Consider the following 18,242-nt stretch of genomic DNA (forward strand, 5'->3'; position numbering starts at 1 on the left):
GTCGCAGGGACGCAAGGAGTTGAAGTCGAGGAGGTCCAGGTCGGCGTGGCTGTGGGGGGCTCTGCTTGTGTGCAGCAGTTGCTCCAGGGAACCGGCGCCCGTCGAAGCGCCCGGGGCGGCAAGCACCACGCAGGAGGAGGGAGGCGCCACGTCCAGTCTGCGTGAGCTGCCCTTCGTGGACGGGCTGTCCGTCACCGGGACCTTCGCCCAGAAGCTGGAGCGGCCCACGCCGCTGGGGGAGACGACGGCCGTGCACGTGAAGCTGCCGCCCGCCGTCGACCCGCGGCTCGAGGGGAGCCTCGTGCGAGTGGTCGGGACCCCGGAGGACCCCGTGGTCCTCTTCCGCTCCGACACCCTGGCGGAGCTGGGCGCCATCCCCAGCAGCCCCGGTCCCGAATTCTTCACCCGCTTTGCCCAGCTCGCGGACCCGGAGCGCCGGGAGGCGAGCGAGCCGCGGGGGGCCGGGGGCGAGTCCGGGGAGGTCACCCGGGAGACCCTCCTGTTCAACGGCCGTCACCCGACCGCGCGCTTCGAGGCGCCCCCACTGGACGCTCGCGCCTTGCGGAACGGGGACCTGGTGGCCTTCGACGGCTGCCCGCTGCGGCCCACCTCCACCCAGGCCCAATGGGACCGGACGCAGATCATCCGGGACCCGGCCGTCGTGCTGGACCCGGCGCGCACGTGGGACCCCTGTACCGGCGCCGGGACGAAGGGCGGGGTGTGGACCTTCGCGCACCTGATGCGGCAGATGGCCCAGGGGTCGGGCGTGAGTCCCGAGACCTTCGTGACACACTGGCTTTCACGCTGGCTCAATGACTATCAGGTCAACGGCGACAACGTGCCGGCGCGCCGGAAGATGTATGACGAAGTCATCGCCCCGTGGGCCGCCGCGAGCGGGACCCTGTCCTCCCTCCAGCAGGACGCCACCACGGGCCGCTGGGAGGTGGTGCTGGACCGGCCGCTGGACCTGGGCATCGCGCCCTTCCGCCTGCTGGCCATCGTCAACCGCGTCGACCTGGCCCGTGGCACGGGGGGCGGCCATGGCCGGCTGGAGACCGCGGGCGAGCTGCGCTTCGTGTTCGGGCTCACCCGGCCCTCGCCCTGGGGCCGGGGCGGGACGGAGGCGACCTGCAACCTCAAGCCCTTCACCCTCATTGTCGAGTACGGGGTGCCTCGCACGGGCTGCCTGAACGTCATCCTCTGGGCGCAGCAGTGGGCACAGCTGGGGACGCATGCGAGCTTCGACGCGCTCTATCGCGCGCGGCTCACGGCGATGACGGAGAGCGTCGTCCTGCGCGGCCGTGCCCCCGGCAAGGGCAACCAGAACGCGCTCAACCAGCTGCGCACCAATGAAATCGCCCTGGGAGGAATGGCCGAAGGCCTGCCGTGGGAGCTGCGGGAGTTCAGCCTGACGGACGAGGACCCTGGCCAGGGCACCGACCTGCCCTCCAACGGGTTGCTGCGTCCGCACACGCTGGCGCTGACGCCGGATGACGCCACCCATGACTTCCGGACGGACCCCGACGTCGACAGCTTCGTGCGCACGCTCGTCAAGGGCGGGGTCGCGCAGCCGGTGCAGGTTCCCGGCCAGTGCACCGCGAGCTTCGCCGTGCCCTCCAGGGTCCAGGGCAGGCCCTTCCTGGGCGGCAACTCGCTGGTGGTGCCGCCCACCCACTGGGAGGCCCTCAACGTGGTCCCCACCGACGCCAGTGAGGTCTGCGCGCGCAAGGAGTTCTCCATCAATACCTGCAATGGCTGTCACTTCAAGGACACGGGCACCACCGACTTCTCCGGCGTCAACAACACCGCCTTCACGCACATCAGTCCCACGTCGGGCATCCCGGCGCGACTGTCGAAGTTCCTGACGGGCGGTGGCGCGGGCTTCATGTTCCTCGTCCCGGACGCCCAGTTCGGTCCTTCGGTGACGTCGTGGCCGTTCGCGGACCTGCTGCGCCGCCACCAGCGCTTGTATGACATTGCCCACTGCACCGTCTGTGGGCTCTTCCTCGGGGTCGACCCGGGCTTCCTGGTCCAGATGGAGACGCTCGCCGGGGTGGTGCCCCTCGACATGCCTTTCGGCTCCTGGACGCCACCGTTCAAGGTGGGGCCCATCCGTGACGTCGCGGTGGTGAAGCAGCTCCTGGAGCTGCTCCCCGGCTTCAAGGCGGACCTCCGGGACATGCCGCTCGACTTCCACCGGCCGCCGGAGGTCTTCGTCCACTGACAGGCCTACGGCGGGGGCTCCCCCCTGTCTTGCGTCGGACGGAGGGCCGGCACCTCCGTGTCTGCGCATGACCCGGGCCCCGGTGCGTAGAGTGAAGCCCATTCTTCCGGGGGAGGATGGATTCACCGGTGGGGCGCGCATGCTGCAGGAACGCAAGGAATTGAAGTCGTGGAGGTCCAGGTCGGCGTGGCTGTGGGGGGCCGTGCTGGCGGTCAGCGGTTGCTCGAAGGAAGCCGCGCCGCCCGCGGAGGCGCCGGCGGTGCGAACCGCCCAGGCGCGCGCGCAGGTCGAAACGCCTGGCTCCACCACCAGTCTGGGCGAGCTGCCCTTCGTGGATGCGCTGTCGGTCACCGGGCTCTTCATCCAGAAGCTGGAGCAGCCCACTTCGATGGGGGAGACGACGGCCGTGCACGTGAAGCTGCCGCCTCCGGCCAACCGGGAGCTCGCGGAGAGTCTCGTGCGCGTGGTCGGAGACCCGGAGGATCCCGTGGTCCTGTTCCGCTCCGACGCCCTGGTCCAACTGGGCGCGATTCCCCAGAGCCCCGGACCCGAATTCTTCACCCTCTTCTCCCAGCTCCCGGAGTCGGAGCTGGAGCGCCGGTGGTCGAGCGATCCGCGGATGCCCCGGGGCGGGTTCGGAGCGCTCACCCGGGAAAGCATCCTGTTCAACGGTCGCCACCCGGCCGCGCGCTTCGAGGGGCTCGCGGTGGATGCCAGGGCCTTCCGGGACGGTGCCCTCATCCCCATCACCTCCTGCCCGGTGCTGCCCGCCTCCACCGAGGAGCTCTGGGGGAGGACGCTGCTGGTCCGGGACCCGGCCGTCGTGCTGGACCCGGCGCGCACGTGGGACCCCTGTACCGGCGCGGGCACGCAGGGCGGCGTGTGGACCTTCGCGCACCTCATGCGGCAGATGGCCCAGGGCTCCGGCACGAGCCCCGAGGACTTCGTGACGCAATGGCTGTCACTCTGGCTCAATGACTATCAGGTCAACGGTGACAACGTGCCGGCGCGTCGGAAGGTCTATGACGAGGTGATTGCCCCCTGGGCCGCCGCCAGCGGCGTGCTGTCCGGCCTCCAGCTCAACCCCGTCACGGGCCGCTGGGAGGTCCTGCTCGGGGATCCGCTGAACCTGGACATCGCCCCCTTCCGCCTGGTGGCCATCGTCAATCGCATCGACCTGGCCCGCAACACGGCCGGAGGCTACGGCCGCGTGTCCTCCGCGGGCGAGCTGCGCTTCGTGTTCGGCCTCACCCGACCCTCGCCCTGGGGAAGGGGCGGGACGGAGGAGACCTGCAACCCCAGGCCCTTCACCGTCATCTTCGAGTACGGGGTGCCGCGCGCGGGTTGCCAGAAGGTCAAGGGGTGGGCGCGGCAGTGGGCGCAGCTGGGCACCCATGCCACCTTCGACGAGTCCTACCTCTCACAGCTGGAGGCGATGACCCAGGGTGTCGTCCTGCATGGCAAGGCCCCCGGCGGGGGCAACCAGAGCGCGCTCAACCAGCTGCGCACCAATGAGATTGCCCTGGGGCTGGGTGAGGCGAAGCCGTGGGAGCTGCGGGAGTTCCGCCTGACGGACGAGGACCCTGTCCACGGCACCGACCGACCTTCCAACGGGCTGTTGCGGGTGCATACGGTGGCGCTGACGCCGGATGACGCGACCCACGACTCCCAGACGGATCCCGACGTCGACGTCTTCGTGCGGACGATCGTCAAGAACGGGGTCCGGCAGCCGGTGCAGGTCCCCACCCGGTGCGCCGCGAACTTCGCCCTGCCGCCCCTGTTCAACGGCAAGTCCTTCCAGGGTGGCAATGCGCTGGTGGCCCCGCCCACCCACTGGGCCGCCCTCAACGCGCTGCCCACCGATGCCAGCGAGGTCTGCGCGCGCAAGGAGTTCTCCGGCAACACCTGCAACGGCTGCCACTTCAAGGACACGGGCACCACCGACTTCTCCGGTGGCGACAACAACAACGCCTTCACGCATGTCAGCCCCACCACGGGCATCCCGGCGAGGCTGTCGAAGTTCCTGACGGGCGGTGGCGCGGGCTTCATGTTCCTCGTCCCGGACGCGCAGTTCGGCGCCTCGGTGACGTCATGGCCGTTCGCGGACCTGCTGCGCCGTCACCAGCTGCTGTACGACCTGGCCGCCTGCTCCACCTGTGGACGCTTCCTCGCATTGGAGCCGGGCTTCCTGGGGCGGATGGAGGCGCTCGCCGGGGCGGTGCCCTACGAGGGGGTCCCCGGCTCACGCAAGCCGCCGTTCAAGGTGGGGCCCATCCGTGACGTCGCGATGGTGGAGAAGATCCTGGAGCTGCGTCCCGGCTTCAAGGCGGACCTCCGGGACACGCCGCTCGGCCTGCTCCGGCCGCCAGAGGTCTTCGTCCACTGACAGGCCTACGGCGAGGGCTCGCGCTTCAGGAGGACGGGGAGGCCTTCCGCGTCCTCCTCGCGGGCCCTGACGTTCAAGCCCCCGTCCGCGCCGAGCGTCAGGCAGGGCTCCAGCGCTTCGGGCTCCGGGCTCATGCAGACGCGGCCCTCCGCTCCCCGCTCCAGTCGCACCTCGCGGCGCTCCAGCTCGACGGGGGGCAGGTGGGCGGACACGACGTGGAGGAGGGTCGCGGTCCCGTCCTCCCTCACCTTCAACTGCAGCAGGCCCACGTGGCGCGGCGGCCGGCCGTTGTAGATGCCCGGCGCGACCAGGGGCTGCGCGGACTTCGCGGGCTCCGCGGGCGGTGCGAGCTCCGCGGGCGGCTGCGGCGCCGCCGCGGGTCGGGTGCAGGCGAGGGCGCTGGCGACCACCAGCGCCGCGAAAGGGCTCCGGGAGGCGTGGACCCCTCCCGGGCTCACCGGGGCGCGTTCCGGATCTGCACGGTGGAGCGGAGGAACTGGCCCTCCGGCCCGTACTCGCGCAGCGTCCTGCGGTCTCCTTCCTGGAAGGCGACCACCTTCACGACGGGCACCAGCTCGCCCGCTTCGTTCTTCGCGTAGCGGATGGAGGGGGGGACCTCCTTGGCGTCGACGGTCTTGGTGACTTCCTTCGTCGCGCCGTCGACGAACTGGATGGTCCCTGGATGCTTGGGCTCACTCATGACTGAAGCTCCTCTCATGGCCGCGCCTCACGGCTTCCCGGCGAGCAGTGAATCGATGATCTTGAAGCGCTCGGGCATCATCGCCCGGACCTCCGCCTCCTGCGACGTGCCCTTCACCTGCTGGTAGAGCTGGAGCGTCTCTCCGAAGTCCTCGCCCGGGGCCGCCTTCGCGTACTTCGAAGGCACGATGCCGTCGCTCTTGATGGCGGCCTTCCAGCCATCCCAGCGCTTGTCGCTGTCGTCGGAGCCCCACTTCTTCATGGAGAGCGTGTGGCCCGTCTCGTGGATCATCGTGCCGTCGAGGTAGTCCTGGGACTGCTTCGGCTTGCTCGGATAGACGTTGATGACGCCGTCGGCGCCGGCCGTCATGTACGAGGAGAAGTTGGGGTCGTTGTACTCCTTGGCCCAGTAGGCGTCGTCGGGGTTCTGCTTGCCCTCGACCAGCACCTCCTTGACGAGCGCGCGGCTGGACTTGGGCAGCGCGGCGAGCCCCTTGGCCACCTCGTCGATGCTGTGGGTGGAGGTCTTGTCCGCCTTCTTGGGCAGGTAGACGGGGATCTTCTTGCCGTCCACCTCCACCTCGTACTTCACGGCGTCGGCCTTGCCGCCCTGGAACGCGATGTCCTTCACGTTCGAGGGCCCGTGCAGCTTGTAGGGCAGCCGCTTGTCCTTGAAGGCATCCTTCTGGGGCGCCACGACGTCCGGCGTGGCGGGCTGGTCCGTGAGGAACTTCTGGAGCTGCGCGGTCTGCTTGCCCGCGTCCGCCTTCTTGAAGGCGTCCGTGCCCAGCTTCTTGTCCAGCGCCGCGCGCGCGGGCCCGGACAGGTCGCGGTTGGTGCCGCCCACGTACTTCAGCAGCTTCTGCTGGTCCGCCTCCTTCAGCCCCTGGAAGCCGGGCGAGGCGGCGAGCGCGTTGAGCGTCTTGCAGGCCGCGCTGTTCTTCGGATGGAGCGCGAGCTGCTGATCCAGCGTCTTGCGCACGTCCGCGCCAAGCTTCACATCGGTCTTGGGCGCCGCGGCGCCGGCCTTGGCACCGGCCTTCGCGCCGGCCTTGCCGCCCTCTGTCTGGGGCTTGGGCCGGGCGACCTCCGCTTCCTCGAAGCGGCTCTCGTACCGGGCCTCGCGGAGCTTGGAGGCGGTCTCCGCCGTGTTCTTCTGGGCCGCCTTGGGCGCAGGAGGAGGCGTGGTGCGTTCGGACCGCGAGAGCGGCGATGGGCCTGTTCCGGCGCCCCCAATGCGACGGGTCATGATTCGATCCTGAGCGAAGCTCACCCGGCATCCCCAAGAAGCCGGGAGGTTCAGTTCGCGATACTACTGGAAGTGCGGGTTCCGTGTGAAGCCAGGGGGAAGCGAAAGGCCCGGCGCCCCGGCCCTGCAAGGCAGACGCCTGTCTGGAATTGGATAGGGTCAGGATCTGGAAACAATCAGAACCGACGCTGCCCCGTCCTGTGTCTCACTTTGACTCAGTGTGTGAGTCTGAGGTCTACTCATACCCTTGCATCCCCGTACCTAGGGTGCACGCCGGCCATCCGGGGAAGGGTGGCTCCACGACGGGGCGTGCATGTCTCAAGAGCGCAGGGATGCAAGGGGATGGAAGGGCCGGTCGGTCTGGCTGCTGGGGGCCATGCTGGCTGTCAGCGGTTGTTCCAGGGCGACACCGTCCGGTGAGGCGTCAGAAGGTTCGCCCGCCCAGGCGGAGGCACGCGCCGAGCAGGGAAGCACGACCTCCAAGCTCAGCGAGCTGCCCGCGGTGGAGGGGCTGTCGACCGCGACGGTCTTCGCCCAGAAGCTGTCGCAGGAGACGCCCCTGAAGGAGACGACGGCCGTCCACGTGAAGCTGGCACCTCCCGCCAACAAGGAGCTCGAGAGCAGCCTCGTGCGCGTCGTGGGCGACCCGCAGGACCCGGTGGTCCTGTTCCGCTCCGACACCCTGGCCCAGCTGGGCAGGATCCCCAAGAGCCCCGGTCCGGAGTTCTTCACCCTCTTCTCGCAGGTGACGGACTCGGAGCTGGACCGCCGGAAGAAGGGCGAGGAGGAGGTCCTGGCGGGCAAGTTCGGCGAGGTGACCCGTGAGACCGTCCTCTTCAACGGGCGCCACCCCGCCGCGCGCTTCGAGGGAATCTCGCTGGATGCCCAGGCCTTCCGGGGCGGGGGCATGGTGCCCATCGCGGGGTGCCCGGCGCTGCCCGCCACCACCCAGAACGTCTGGGACAAGGCGCTGCTCATCCGCGACCCGGCCGTCGTCCAGAACCTGGCGCGCACCTGGGACCCCTGCACCGGCGCGGGCACGCAGGGCGGCAAGTGGACCTTCTCGCACCTCATGAAGGAGATGGCGCAGGACTCGGGCGTCCCGGCCCCGGAGTTCGTCCTGAAATGGCTGTCCCAGTGGCTCAATGACTACACGCTCAACGGCGACACCGTGCAGGCCCGCCAGGCCATGTTCACCGAGGTGATCCAGCCCTGGGCCACCGCCAGCGGTGAGGTCGCCTCCCTGGTGCTCGTTGGCACCCAGTGGAAGGTGTCCATCACCGGTCCGCTGAACCTGGACATCGCGCCCTTCCGGCTGCTGGCCATCGTCAACCGCATCGACCTGGCCGGCAGCACGGGCGGCTACGGCGGGACGTCCACCGCGGGCGAGCTGCGCTTCGTGTTCGGCATGACGAAGCCCACGAACTGGGGCGCCGGCACGGAGGCGACGTGCAACCTCAAGCCCTTCACCACCATCATCGAGTACGGCGTGCCCCGCACGGGCTGCCAGAACGTCATCGACTGGGCGCGGCAGTGGGCGCAGCTGGGCACCCACACCAGCTTCGACGCGACCTACCTCTCACAGCTGGAGGCGATGACGGAGAGCGTCGTCCTGCACGGCAGCGCTCCGACGAAGGGCAACAAGAACGCCCTCAACCAGCTGCGCACCAATGAGATCGCCCTGGTGCTGGGCGGCTCGAATCCCCAGTGGGAGCTGCGGGAGTTCCAGCTGGCGGACGAGAACCTCACCGACACCGGCCCCGACGCGCGCACCAACGGGCTCCTGCGGGCCCACACGGTGGCGCTGACGCCGAGCGACATGGGCAACCACGACCCCTTCATCGATCCGGACGTCAACTCCCTCGTGGTGGGCCCGATCGCGAGCGGGGTCCATCAGCCGGTGATGCTGCCAGGCACCTGCGCCGCCAGCTTCACGGTGCCCCACAAGGTCAATGGCAACTTCTTCCTGGGGGGCAGCGCCCTGGTGAACCCGCCCACGCATTGGGAGGCCTTCAGCCTGCCGCCGACTCCCACCGCCACGCAGGTCTGCGCGCGCAAGGAGTTCTCCGGCAACACCTGCAATGGCTGCCACTTCGGGGACACCGCCCTCAACGGCACCAGCGGCAACAACGCCTTCATGCACATCAGCGCCACGTCGGGCATCCCGGCCACGCCGTCGAAGTTCCTCACGGGTGGGGGTATCGGCTTCAGCTTCAGCGTCCCGGACCAGCAGTTCCCCGGGCTGGTGTCGTGGCCGTTCGCGGACCTGCTGCGCCGGCACCAGCGGCTCTATGACATCGCCACCTGCACCACCTGCAGCCCCTTCTTCGGCTTCGACATCGCGTTCCTGGAGCGGATGGAGGCCGTCGCCGGGGTGGTGCCCTTCGACGGTCCCCTCAGCGGGGAGAAGCCGTCGTTCAAGGTCGGTCCCATCCGCGACCTGGAGAAGGTGCAGCAGCTCCTGGAGCTGCGCTCGGAGTTCGCCAAGGAGCCCCGGGACCTGCCGCTGAGCTTCTTGCGGCCGCCGGAGCCCTTCGTCCACTGACGTGACACCCCGGGCCCCGCGCCTTCACGCGCGGGGCCCCGGGCTGGCTTCAGAATGCGCAGTCCTGCCCGCGCGTGGGCAGCACGGACGTGGTGTTGGACAGCCAGGTGTCCAGCGCGCGCGCCGCCTCGCGCCCGTCCGCGAGCGCCCAGACGATGAGGCTCGCGCCCCGGCTCGCGTCGCCCGCGCAGTACACGCCCGGCACCGACGTGGCGAACTTCGCGTCCACCCGCACCGTGCCGCGCGGCGACAGCGCCACGCCCAGCTCCTCTTCCAGCTTCCCCGTCTCCGGCCCGGTGAAGCCCATGGCCAGCACCAGCAGGTCCACGTCGAACACCTGCTCGGAGCCCGGCACCTCCACCAGCTTCGGCGCGCCGCCCGGCTCGCGCTGCACCTCCACCTGCACCGCGTGCAGCCGCTTGAGCTGGCCGTCCTCGCCCTCCAGCCGCTTCGTGAGGATGGCGAAGGCCCGCTCGCCGCCCTCCTCCTGGCTGGACGACGTGCGGAACACCAGCGGCCAGCGCGGCCACGGGTTGCCCTGCGCGCGCACCGACGGTGGCGCGGGCATCAGCTCCACCTGCATCACGTTCGCCGCGTCCTGGCGCAGCGCCGTGCCCAGGCAGTCCGAGCCCGTGTCGCCGCCGCCCAGGATGATGACCCGCTTGCCCGTCGCCTCCAGCCGCGCGTCCGGCGTCGCGCCCGCCGTCACCACGCGGTTCTGGTGCTCCAGGAAGTCCATCGCGTGCACCACGCCGGAGAGCTCGCGCCCCGGCACGTCCAGCTCACGGGCCCGCCGCGCGCCCAGGGCCAGCATCAGCCCGTCGTACTGCTCGCGCAGCGCGCGGAAGCCCGTCGTCGCGCCCACGTCCTCGCCCGTGCGGAAGACGATGCCCTCCGCCTCCATCAGCGCGATGCGCCGGTCCAGCACCGCCTTCTCCAGCTTGAAGTCCGGGATGCCGTAGCGCAGCAGCCCGCCCGCTCTCGCGTCCTTCTCGTACACGGTGACGGTGTGCCCCGCGGCGTTGAGCTGCGCCGCCGCCGCGAGCCCCGCGGGCCCGGAGCCCACCACCGCCACGCGCTTGCCGGTGCGCCGCGCCGGGGGGCGGGGCTTCACCCAGCCCTCCGCGAAGGCGCGCTCCGAAATCTCCTTCTCCAGCTGCTCGATGGTCACCGCGTCCCGGTCGATGGCCAGCACGCACGCGGCCTCGCACGGCGCGGGGCACAGGCGCCCGGTGAACTCCGGGAAGGTGTTGGTGCGGCTGAGCACCTGGTACGCCTCCTTCCACTGGCCCCGGTACACCGCGTCGTTGAAGTCCGGGATGAGGTTCCCCAGGGGACAGCCCTGGTGGCAGAAGGGCACGCCACAGTCCATGCAGCGCCCCGCCTGCCGCTTCGCCTCCTCCGGCGCCAGCGGCAGGACCAGCTCGCGCCAGTCCTCCAGACGCTCCGCCTTGTCCCGCTTGGGGGCGGGGGTGCGCGGCCACTCGAAGAAACCCGTGGGCTTGCCCATGGCTAGACGCCCCCGCCAACGACATGGAGTTGCTGCTGCACGCCCGTGGCAGGTGGCGGACGCCGCGCCGCGCGCCGCGCCTGGAGCACGCGCTTGTAGTCGGTGGGCATCACCTTCATGAACTGCGGCACCATCAGCTCCCAGTTGTCCAGCACCCGCCGCGCCAGCGCGCTGCCGGTGTGGTGCAGGTGGCGTTCAATCATCCCGTGCACGAGCCAGATTTCGGACTCGTCCACCAGCGACTCCAGCTCCACCATCTCCAGGTTGCAGCGCTCGCGGAAGGTGCGCTCGCGGTCCAGCACGTAGGCGGTGCCGCCGCTCATGCCGGCCGCGAAGTTGCGGCCCGTCTGGCCCAGCACCACCACCACGCCGCCCGTCATGTACTCGCAGCCGTGGTCGCCCACGCCCTCCACCACCGCCTGCGCGCCGCTGTTGCGCACCCCGAAGCGCTCGCCCGCGAGCCCCCGCAGGTACACCTCGCCGGCCGTCGCCCCGTAGAGCACCGTGTTGCCCACGAGCACGTTCTCCTCGGAGGTGAAGCGGCTGCCCTCGGGCGGGTAGACGATGACGCGGCCGCCGGACAGCCCCTTGCCCAGGTAGTCGTTGGTGTCGCCCTCCAGCTCCAGCGTCACCCCGGCCGCCAGGAACGCGCCGAAGCTCTGGCCCGCGGAGCCCTTCAGCTTCACCCGCAGCTTCCCGTCCGGCAGCCCCTGCGCGCCGTGGCGGCGGGCAATCTCCCCCGACAGCATCGCGCCCACCGCGCGGTGCGTGTTGCTCACCGGCAGGTTGAGCAGCAGCGGAGGCCCGCCCGCGAGCACCGACTGCGCCTTCGCCAGGAGCTCGTGGTCCAGGTGGTCCGACACGTCCTTGCGGTGCGGCACGTCGCAGTGCCGGGGCTCGGAGGCGGGCGCGGCCGGCGCGGTGAGCAGCGCGGACAGGTCCACCCTGCGCGCCTTCCAGTGGTCCACCGCCGGGCGCTGGCGCAGCAGGTCCACGCGGCCCACCAGCTCCTCCAGCCGACGGACGCCCAGCTGCGCCATCAGCCGGCGCAGGTCCTCGGCGAGCAGCAGGAAGAAGCTCACCACGTTCTCGGGCGTGCCCTGGTAGCGCTCGCGCAGCGCCGGGTCCTGCGTGGCGATGCCCGCGGAGCAGGTGTTGAGGTGGCACTTGCGCAGCATGATGCAGCCCACGGAGACGAGGCTCGCGGTGGCCAGGCCGAACTCCTCCGCGCCCAGCAGCGCCGCCACCAGCACGTCGCGCGCGGTGCGCAGGCCGCCGTCCACCTGCACGCGGATGCGCGAGCGCAGGCCGTTGTGCACCAGCACCTGCTGCGTCTCCGCCAGCCCCAGCTCCCACGGCAGCCCCGCGTGCTGGAGGCTGGAGAGGGGCGAGGCGCCCGTGCCGCCCTCGTAGCCGGCGATGACCACGCAGCCCGCGCCCGCCTTGGCGACGCCCGCGGCGATGGTGCCCACGCCCACCTCGCTCACCAGCTTCACGCTCACGCGCGCCTTCGCGTTGACGGACTGGAGGTCGTAGATGAGCTGCGCCAGGTCCTCGATGGAGTAGATGTCGTGGTGCGGCGGCGGGGAGATGAGCGTCACGCCCGGCGTGGACCAGCGCACGCGGGCGATGCGCTCATCCACCTTGTGGCCCGGAAGCTGTCCGCCCTCGCCGGGCTTGGCGCCCTGGGCCATCTTGATTTGAAGCTCGTCCGCGTGGACCAGGTACTCGGCGGTGACGCCGAAGCGCGCGCTCGCCACCTGCTTGATGGCGCTGCGGCGCGAGTCACCGTTCGGCTCCTTCGTGTACCGGCGCGCCTCCTCGCCGCCCTCGCCGCTGTTGGACTTGCCGCCCAGCCGGTTCATCGCGATGGCCAGCGTCTCGTGCGCCTCCGCGCTGATGGAGCCGAAGGACATGGCCCCGGTGACGAACCTGCGCGCCAGCGAGAGCGCGGGCTCCACCTCCTCCAGCGGCACCGGTGTGCACCCATCCGTCACCACGTCCAAGAGGCCGCGCAGGTTGCTGTGCTCGCGCGTCTCGTCGTCCGCCAGCTTCGAATACTCCTGGAACAGCGCCGCGTCGTCCGCGCGCACCGCCGCCTGGAGCTTCGCCACCGTGGCGGGGTTCCACTTGTGCCGCTCGCCCTGCCGGCGCCAGCGGAACTGTCCGCCCACCGGCAACAGCCCTTCCTCCGCGTCCGCCGCCGTACCGAAGCCGCGCGCGTGCCGCTCGGACACCTCGCGGCCCAGCTCCGGCAGGCCCACGCCTTCCACGCGCGACGGCGTGCCGGTGAAGTGCTTCTCGATGAGGGAGCGCTGCAGGCCCACCGCCTCGAAGAGCTGCGAGCCCCGGTACGACTGGAGCGTGGAGATGCCCATCTTGGACATCACCTTGAGCAGCCCCTCCTCCATCGCGTGGAGGTACCTCTCCTGGGCCTTGTCCGCGTCCGCCTTCAGCTCGCCCGCGTCCGCCAGCGCGCGCAGCGTGTCCAGCGCCAGGTACGGGTTCACCGCGGACACGCCGTAGGCGAACAGGCACGCGAAGTGGTGCACCTCGCGCGCCTCCGCCGTCTCCAGGACGATGCCCGTGTACATGCGGGTGCCGTCGCGCACCAGCCGCTGGTGCACCGCGGACACGGCCAGCAGCGCGGGGATGGCCGCGTGCGCCGCGTCCACGCCCCGGTCGCTCAGCACCAGGATGCTCGCGCCCGCGTCCACCGCGTCCACCGCCGCCATGCACAGCCGCTCCACCGCCACTTCCAGCGCCGTCGCGGCGCCGCCCGCGTGCGGGTACAGCAGGCTCAAGGGGCGCGGCTCGAACAGGCCCGTGTCGCCCCGCAGGTTGGCCAGGCGCGCCAGCTGCCCGTTGGTGAGGATGGGCCCCGGCAGCGACAGCCGGTGGCACTGCTCGGGCGTCTCCTCGAAGGTGTTGCCCTCCGGGCCCAGCGCGGTGGCCAGCGTCATCACCAGCGCCTCGCGCAGCGGGTCGATGGGCGGGTTCGTCACCTGCGCGAAGAGCTGGTGGAAGTAGTTGAAGAGGGTGGGGGCCTGGTCGCTCAGCACCGCGAGCGGCGTGTCGGTGCCCATGGAGCCCGTGGGCTCCTTGCCGCCTTCCGCCATGGGCACCAGCGTCGTGCGCACGTCCTCGTCCGTGTAGCCGAACGCGCGCTGCAGCCGCCACAGCGCCTCGCCCTTCACGCGCGGGGGCGCGGGGACGGCGGGCAGGTCCTCGAAGGTGAAGACGTTGCGCTGCAGCCAGCGGCGGTAGGGCCAGCGCGTGGTGATTTCGCGCTTCACCTCCTCGTCCTCGATGATGCGCCCCTCGGTGGTGTCCACCAGCAGCATGCGGCCCGGGGTCAGCCGCCCCTTGCGGCGCACCTGCGACGGGGGCACGTCGATGACGCCCGTCTCCGACGCGAGGATGATGCGGTCGTCCTCCGTCACCAGGTAGCGCGCGGGCCTGAGGCCGTTCCTGTCCAGCGTCGCGCCGATGAGCTGCCCGTCCGTGAAGGCGATGGCCGCGGGCCCGTCCCACGGCTCCAGCAGCGACGCGGAGTACTCGTAGAAGGCGCGGCGCTCGTCGGCCATCTCCTTGTTCCCCTCCCACGCCTCGGGGATCATCATCATCATCGCGTGGGGCAGGGTGCGGCCGCCCAGGTAGAGCAGCTCCACCATGTTGTCGAACTGCGCGGAGTCGCTCTTGCCCGGGACGATGATGGGCCACAGCGGCTCCAGGCTCCCGCCCAGCTTCGCCGTCTGGAGCAGCCCGCGCCGCGCCGTCATCCAGTTGCGGTTGCCACGCAATGTATTGATTTCACCGTTGTGCGCGATGAAGCGGAACGGCTGCGCCAGCTCCCACGTGGGGAACGTGTTGGTGGAGAAGCGCGAGTGCACCAGCGCGAGCGCGCTGACGAACTCCGGGTGCCGCAGGTCCGCGAAGAAGCGCGGCAGCTGCCGGGGCAGGAGCAGCCCCTTGTAGATGAGCGTCTCCGACGAACAACTGGCCACGTGGAAGCGCCCCTGCGGATCCACGCCGCGCGCCAGCACGCGGTTCTCCACCAGCTTGCGGATGCGGTACAGCTTGCGCTCGAAGGCGCTGGGCACCACGCGCCGGCGCGCGATGAAGAGCTGCCGGATGACCGGCGCCACCTGCCGCGCCAGCGGCCCCAGCTCCTCCGGCGCCACCGGCACGTCACGCCACCCGAGCAGCCGCTGGCCCTCCTCCTCCACCACGTCCCCGAACAGCGCCTCGCACGCCGCACGCGCCTCCGGCTCCGGCGGCAGGAACACCTGCGCCACGCCGTACTGACGACGGGGCGGCAGCTCGAAGCCCAGCTTCGGCGCCTCGTGGTTGAAGAAGCGGTGGGGCAGCTGCACCAGGATGCCGGCGCCGTCCCCCGTCTCCGGGTCGCGCCCCGCGGCGGCGCGGTGGCTCAGCCGGTTGAGCAGCTCCAGCGCGTCCTCCACGATGCCGCGCGACCGCTGACCCCTCAGGTGGGCCACGAACCCCACACCGCAGGCGTCGTGCTCGGTCTCCGGCTCATACAGGCCGTAGCGCCGGGGGAGGGTGGACGACATCGGTGGGACTCCTCTCCCGCATGACGCGGGAAGGCAAACTGTTGAGCATGCAGGCTAACGCGCCGTGTCGCAGCCCGTAAAGGCAGGGTGGCGCAGGGGGTCGTTGGCCGGCGTGGAGTGGGAACGGGGAGACAGGCCGGCCGTCAGGTTCCCCACAGCGCGTTGAAGGCCGCGGGCACCCGACGGTGAACGGATGAACGGACAACATTCTCCGCAAATGGTTGTTTCCCCACGACGCGCTGCTTCCCATCCTCGGGAGACCTTGGCACTGATGCAGCGACTGAAGACGGAGACGCGCTCGCATCACGAGCGCACGGAGGGTGTGGTGCGCCTGATGGACGCGCACCTGACGCCCGGCGACTACCAGCGCCAGTTGGAGGACTTCTACGGCCTCTACCTGCCCCTGGAGGCGCGCCTCGCCGGTCCGCTGTCGGCGCTGGGGCAGGCGCTGGCGCTCGAGTCGCGCTGGAAGACGCCGCTGCTGGAGGCGGACCTGCGCGCCCTGGGGCACGACACGGCCTCGCTCGCACGGCTGCCGCGCGCGTCCGCGCTCCCTGACCTTCCGGGGCTCGCCGAAGCGCTGGGCTGTGCCTATGTCTTGGAGGGTTCCACGCTGGGCGGGCAGCTCATCCTGCGCCACCTGACGCGCCACTTCGGCGACGGCGCGCGCGTGGGCGACTTCGCCTTCTTCCGCGCCTACGGAGACCAGGTGGGTCCCATGTGGCGGGCTTTTGGCGACGTCGTCACCCAGGCGTCTGAACGGGCTGCTTCGGACACCTTCGATGCGGCCGTCGTCCAGGGCGCTCGCGACACCTTCGACGCCTTCGCCGCCTGGCTGATGCGAGAGAACTCCGATGTCCCTGCCCGTCTCTGACGCCGACCTCAGCCTCTGCGACCGCGAGCCCATCCACCTGCTGGGCGGCATCCAGCCCCGGGGGGTGCTCGTCGCCTTCGAGCAGGGCAGGGACACCATCGCCGTGGTGAGCGCCAACGCGGCCACGCTGCTGGGCGCCGGGTCCGAAGCACTCCTGGGCCAGCCGCTCTCCCGCGTGCTGTCCCCGGACGCGCTCGCGCGCGTGGAGGCGGGCGCGGCCCTGGGCCCCGTCACCGTGGAGGCTGGCGGTCAGCCGTGCTCCGCGCTGCTGCATGAGAGCGACGGGCTCCGGGTGCTGGAGCTGGAGCCGCTGTCGCGGGAGGACGCGGACGCGGAGGAGGGCGCGCTCGTCGCCGTGCACCGGCTGGTGTCACCGCTGGCGCGGGCGAACGGCGCGGCCGCGCTGCTCCAGGAGGCCGCGGACGCGATGCGCGCGCTCATCGGCTTCGACCGGGTGATGGTGTACCGCTTCCACTCGGACTGGCACGGCGAGGTGGTGGCGGAGAGCGTCCGCGACGGCGTGGAGCGCTTCATGGGGCTGCACTTCCCGGCGAGCGACATCCCCGCGCAGGCGCGCGCCCTCTACACGCGCAACCTCGTGCGCCTCATCGCGGACGTGGACGCGAAGGTCGTGGGCCTGGTGCCCGCGACCCGCCCGGACACCGGCCGCCCGCTGGACCTGTCCGGCGCGGCCCTGCGCAGCGTGTCCGAGATCCATCTGGAGTACCTGCGCAACATGGGCGTGGGCGCGTCCTTCAGCGTGTCGCTCCTGAAGGACGGTCAGCTCTGGGGGCTCATGGCCTGCCACCACCTGACGCCCCGGAGCGTGTCGGCCGCGAAGCGGCAGGCGTCCGAGGTGCTGGCGCGGCTGCTGTCGCTCCAGCTCTCCGCCGAGGAGCGCGGCAAGGAGGCCGCGGCCCAGGCGCGCCGCGCCTCGCTGCTCAACATGCTGGTGATGCCCGGCCTGGGCGAGCGCAACCCCGCCCGGCTCCTGGAGGGGCACGCCCCGCTGCTGATGGAACTCACCGGCGCGCGGGGCGTGGCGCTGGTGCTGGGCGCCAGCTCTGGACTGGGCAACACGCCGCTGCTGCTGGGTGCCACGCCGCCGGAGGCGGACGTGCGGGCCCTGGTGGCGTGGCTCTCCGAGCAGGACCTGCAGGACGACCTCTGGTTCACCGACCGCCTGGGCGGGACGCATCCCGCGATGGCCGCCCGCACGGACGTGGCCGCGGGCCTGCTGGCCGTGCGCCTGGACCCGGCGGTGCCGCACTTCGCGCTGTGGTTCCGCCCGGAGGTGGCGCGCACCGTGGCGTGGGCCGGCAATCCCCACAAGTCCATGCACCCGGAGCCGGGACACTCGCGGCTGCACCCCCGTGTGTCCTTCCAGGTGTGGCGCGAGGACGTGCGGGGCGCCTCGCTGCCGTGGACGGCGCAGGACCTGGAGGCGGCGCGCGCGCTCAAGGGCGCGCTGGTGGGCGTGGTGCTGCGGCACGCGGAGGAGCTGGCCGGGCTGTCGCGCGAGCTGGCCCGCTCCAACGCGGAGCTGGACGCCTTCGGCGGCACCGTGGCGCATGACCTGAAGGAGCCCCTGCGCGGCATCCTCCAGTACAGCTCCTTCCTCCAGGAGGACTTCGGCCCGTCGCTGGGCGAGGTCGGACGCGGGCAGTTGGAGTCCCTGGCGTGGCTCGCGAAGCGCACCTACGAGCTGCTCGACAACCTCTTCGAGTACAGCCGCCTGGGCCAGCTGGAGCTGTCGTGGGAGGAGACAGACCATCAGGCCCTCGTGGACGACGTGCTGCGCACGCTGGGCTCGCGGCTCCAGGAGGGCAGGGTGGACGTGCGCCTGCCCCGCCGGCTGCCCACCGTGGCGTGTGACGCCGTCCGCATCCGCCAGGTGTGGGCCAACCTCATCACCAACGCGGCCAAGTACCAGGCGGGCGAGCACCGCTGGGTGGAGGTGGGCTTCCTCGCGCCGGGAGAAGCGCGGCCGGAGGCGGCGGCGCACGTGGCGGCGCCCTACATTTTCTACGTGAAGGACCCGGGCATCGGCATCGCTCCCCAATTCCATGAGGCCATCTTCGAGCTGTTCCGACGCCTGCACCCCGCGCAGGCCTACGGTGGAGGGACGGGAGCGGGGCTCGCCATCTCGCGCAGGCTGGTGACGCTGCACGGGGGGGC

The 18,242-nt window shown here is 71.1% G+C and carries 10 protein-coding genes; 5 read left to right on the forward strand and 5 right to left on the reverse strand.

Going from position 1 to position 18,242, the window contains the following annotated elements; translation table 11 throughout:
* Positions 1–175 precede the first annotated feature (175 nt).
* Both D7V93_RS03230 and D7V93_RS03235 read left to right on the forward strand, forming a co-directional pair.
* Positions 176–2,224: a hypothetical protein gene (locus D7V93_RS03230; RefSeq protein WP_244237082.1), complete on the forward strand. Its 2,049-nt coding sequence runs from the start codon at positions 176–178 to the stop codon at positions 2,222–2,224.
* 139 nt (positions 2,225–2,363) lie between these two features.
* The gene (locus tag D7V93_RS03235) at positions 2,364–4,610 is read left to right on the forward strand and encodes a hypothetical protein (RefSeq protein WP_120641952.1); all 2,247 of its coding nucleotides are present in this window, start codon (positions 2,364–2,366) and stop codon (positions 4,608–4,610) included.
* Positions 4,611–4,615: 5 nt separating this feature from the next.
* On the opposite strand, the gene D7V93_RS03240 is transcribed toward D7V93_RS03235, so the two are convergent.
* Genes D7V93_RS03240 through D7V93_RS03250 form a run of 3 tightly spaced genes read right to left on the reverse strand, consistent with a single transcriptional unit; the run spans position 4,616 to position 6,558 of the window.
* Positions 4,616–5,068, reverse strand: coding sequence for a hypothetical protein (locus D7V93_RS03240; protein ID WP_120641953.1), 453 nt, complete (start codon positions 5,066–5,068; stop codon positions 4,616–4,618).
* The gene (locus D7V93_RS03245; RefSeq protein WP_120641954.1) at positions 5,065–5,310 is read right to left on the reverse strand and encodes a hypothetical protein; all 246 of its coding nucleotides are present in this window, start codon (positions 5,308–5,310) and stop codon (positions 5,065–5,067) included. The genes D7V93_RS03240 and D7V93_RS03245 overlap by 4 nt, the downstream gene beginning before the upstream one ends.
* A gap of 27 nt (positions 5,311–5,337) precedes the next feature.
* Positions 5,338–6,558, reverse strand: a complete 1,221-nt coding sequence (locus D7V93_RS03250) for a hypothetical protein (RefSeq protein WP_120641955.1) — start codon at positions 6,556–6,558, stop codon at positions 5,338–5,340.
* A 376-nt stretch (positions 6,559–6,934) separates the two neighbouring features.
* Here D7V93_RS03250 and D7V93_RS03255 point away from each other — a divergent pair, with 376 nt between their 5' ends.
* Complete coding sequence (locus D7V93_RS03255; protein WP_244237083.1) at positions 6,935–9,103, forward strand: hypothetical protein; 2,169 nt, start codon at positions 6,935–6,937, stop codon at positions 9,101–9,103.
* A 49-nt stretch (positions 9,104–9,152) separates the two neighbouring features.
* Here D7V93_RS03255 and D7V93_RS03260 read toward each other — a convergent pair whose 3' ends face one another.
* Positions 9,153–10,613: a glutamate synthase subunit beta gene (locus D7V93_RS03260; protein WP_120641957.1), complete on the reverse strand. Its 1,461-nt coding sequence runs from the start codon at positions 10,611–10,613 to the stop codon at positions 9,153–9,155.
* 2 nt (positions 10,614–10,615) lie between these two features.
* The gene (gene gltB, locus D7V93_RS03265) at positions 10,616–15,190 is read right to left on the reverse strand and encodes a glutamate synthase large subunit (protein WP_120641958.1); all 4,575 of its coding nucleotides are present in this window, start codon (positions 15,188–15,190) and stop codon (positions 10,616–10,618) included.
* Positions 15,191–15,461: 271 nt separating this feature from the next.
* On the opposite strand from gltB, the gene D7V93_RS03270 reads away from it, so the two are divergent.
* The gene (locus D7V93_RS03270; protein WP_120641959.1) at positions 15,462–16,064 is read left to right on the forward strand and encodes a biliverdin-producing heme oxygenase; all 603 of its coding nucleotides are present in this window, start codon (positions 15,462–15,464) and stop codon (positions 16,062–16,064) included.
* The coding region (locus tag D7V93_RS03275; RefSeq protein ID WP_120641960.1) for a GAF domain-containing protein at positions 16,045–18,242 on the forward strand (2,198 nt) is incomplete at its 3' end. The genes D7V93_RS03270 and D7V93_RS03275, both read left to right, overlap by 20 nt.

It is taken from the genome of Corallococcus llansteffanensis (assembly GCF_003612055.1).
GTDB classification, from domain to species: domain Bacteria; phylum Myxococcota; class Myxococcia; order Myxococcales; family Myxococcaceae; genus Corallococcus; species Corallococcus llansteffanensis.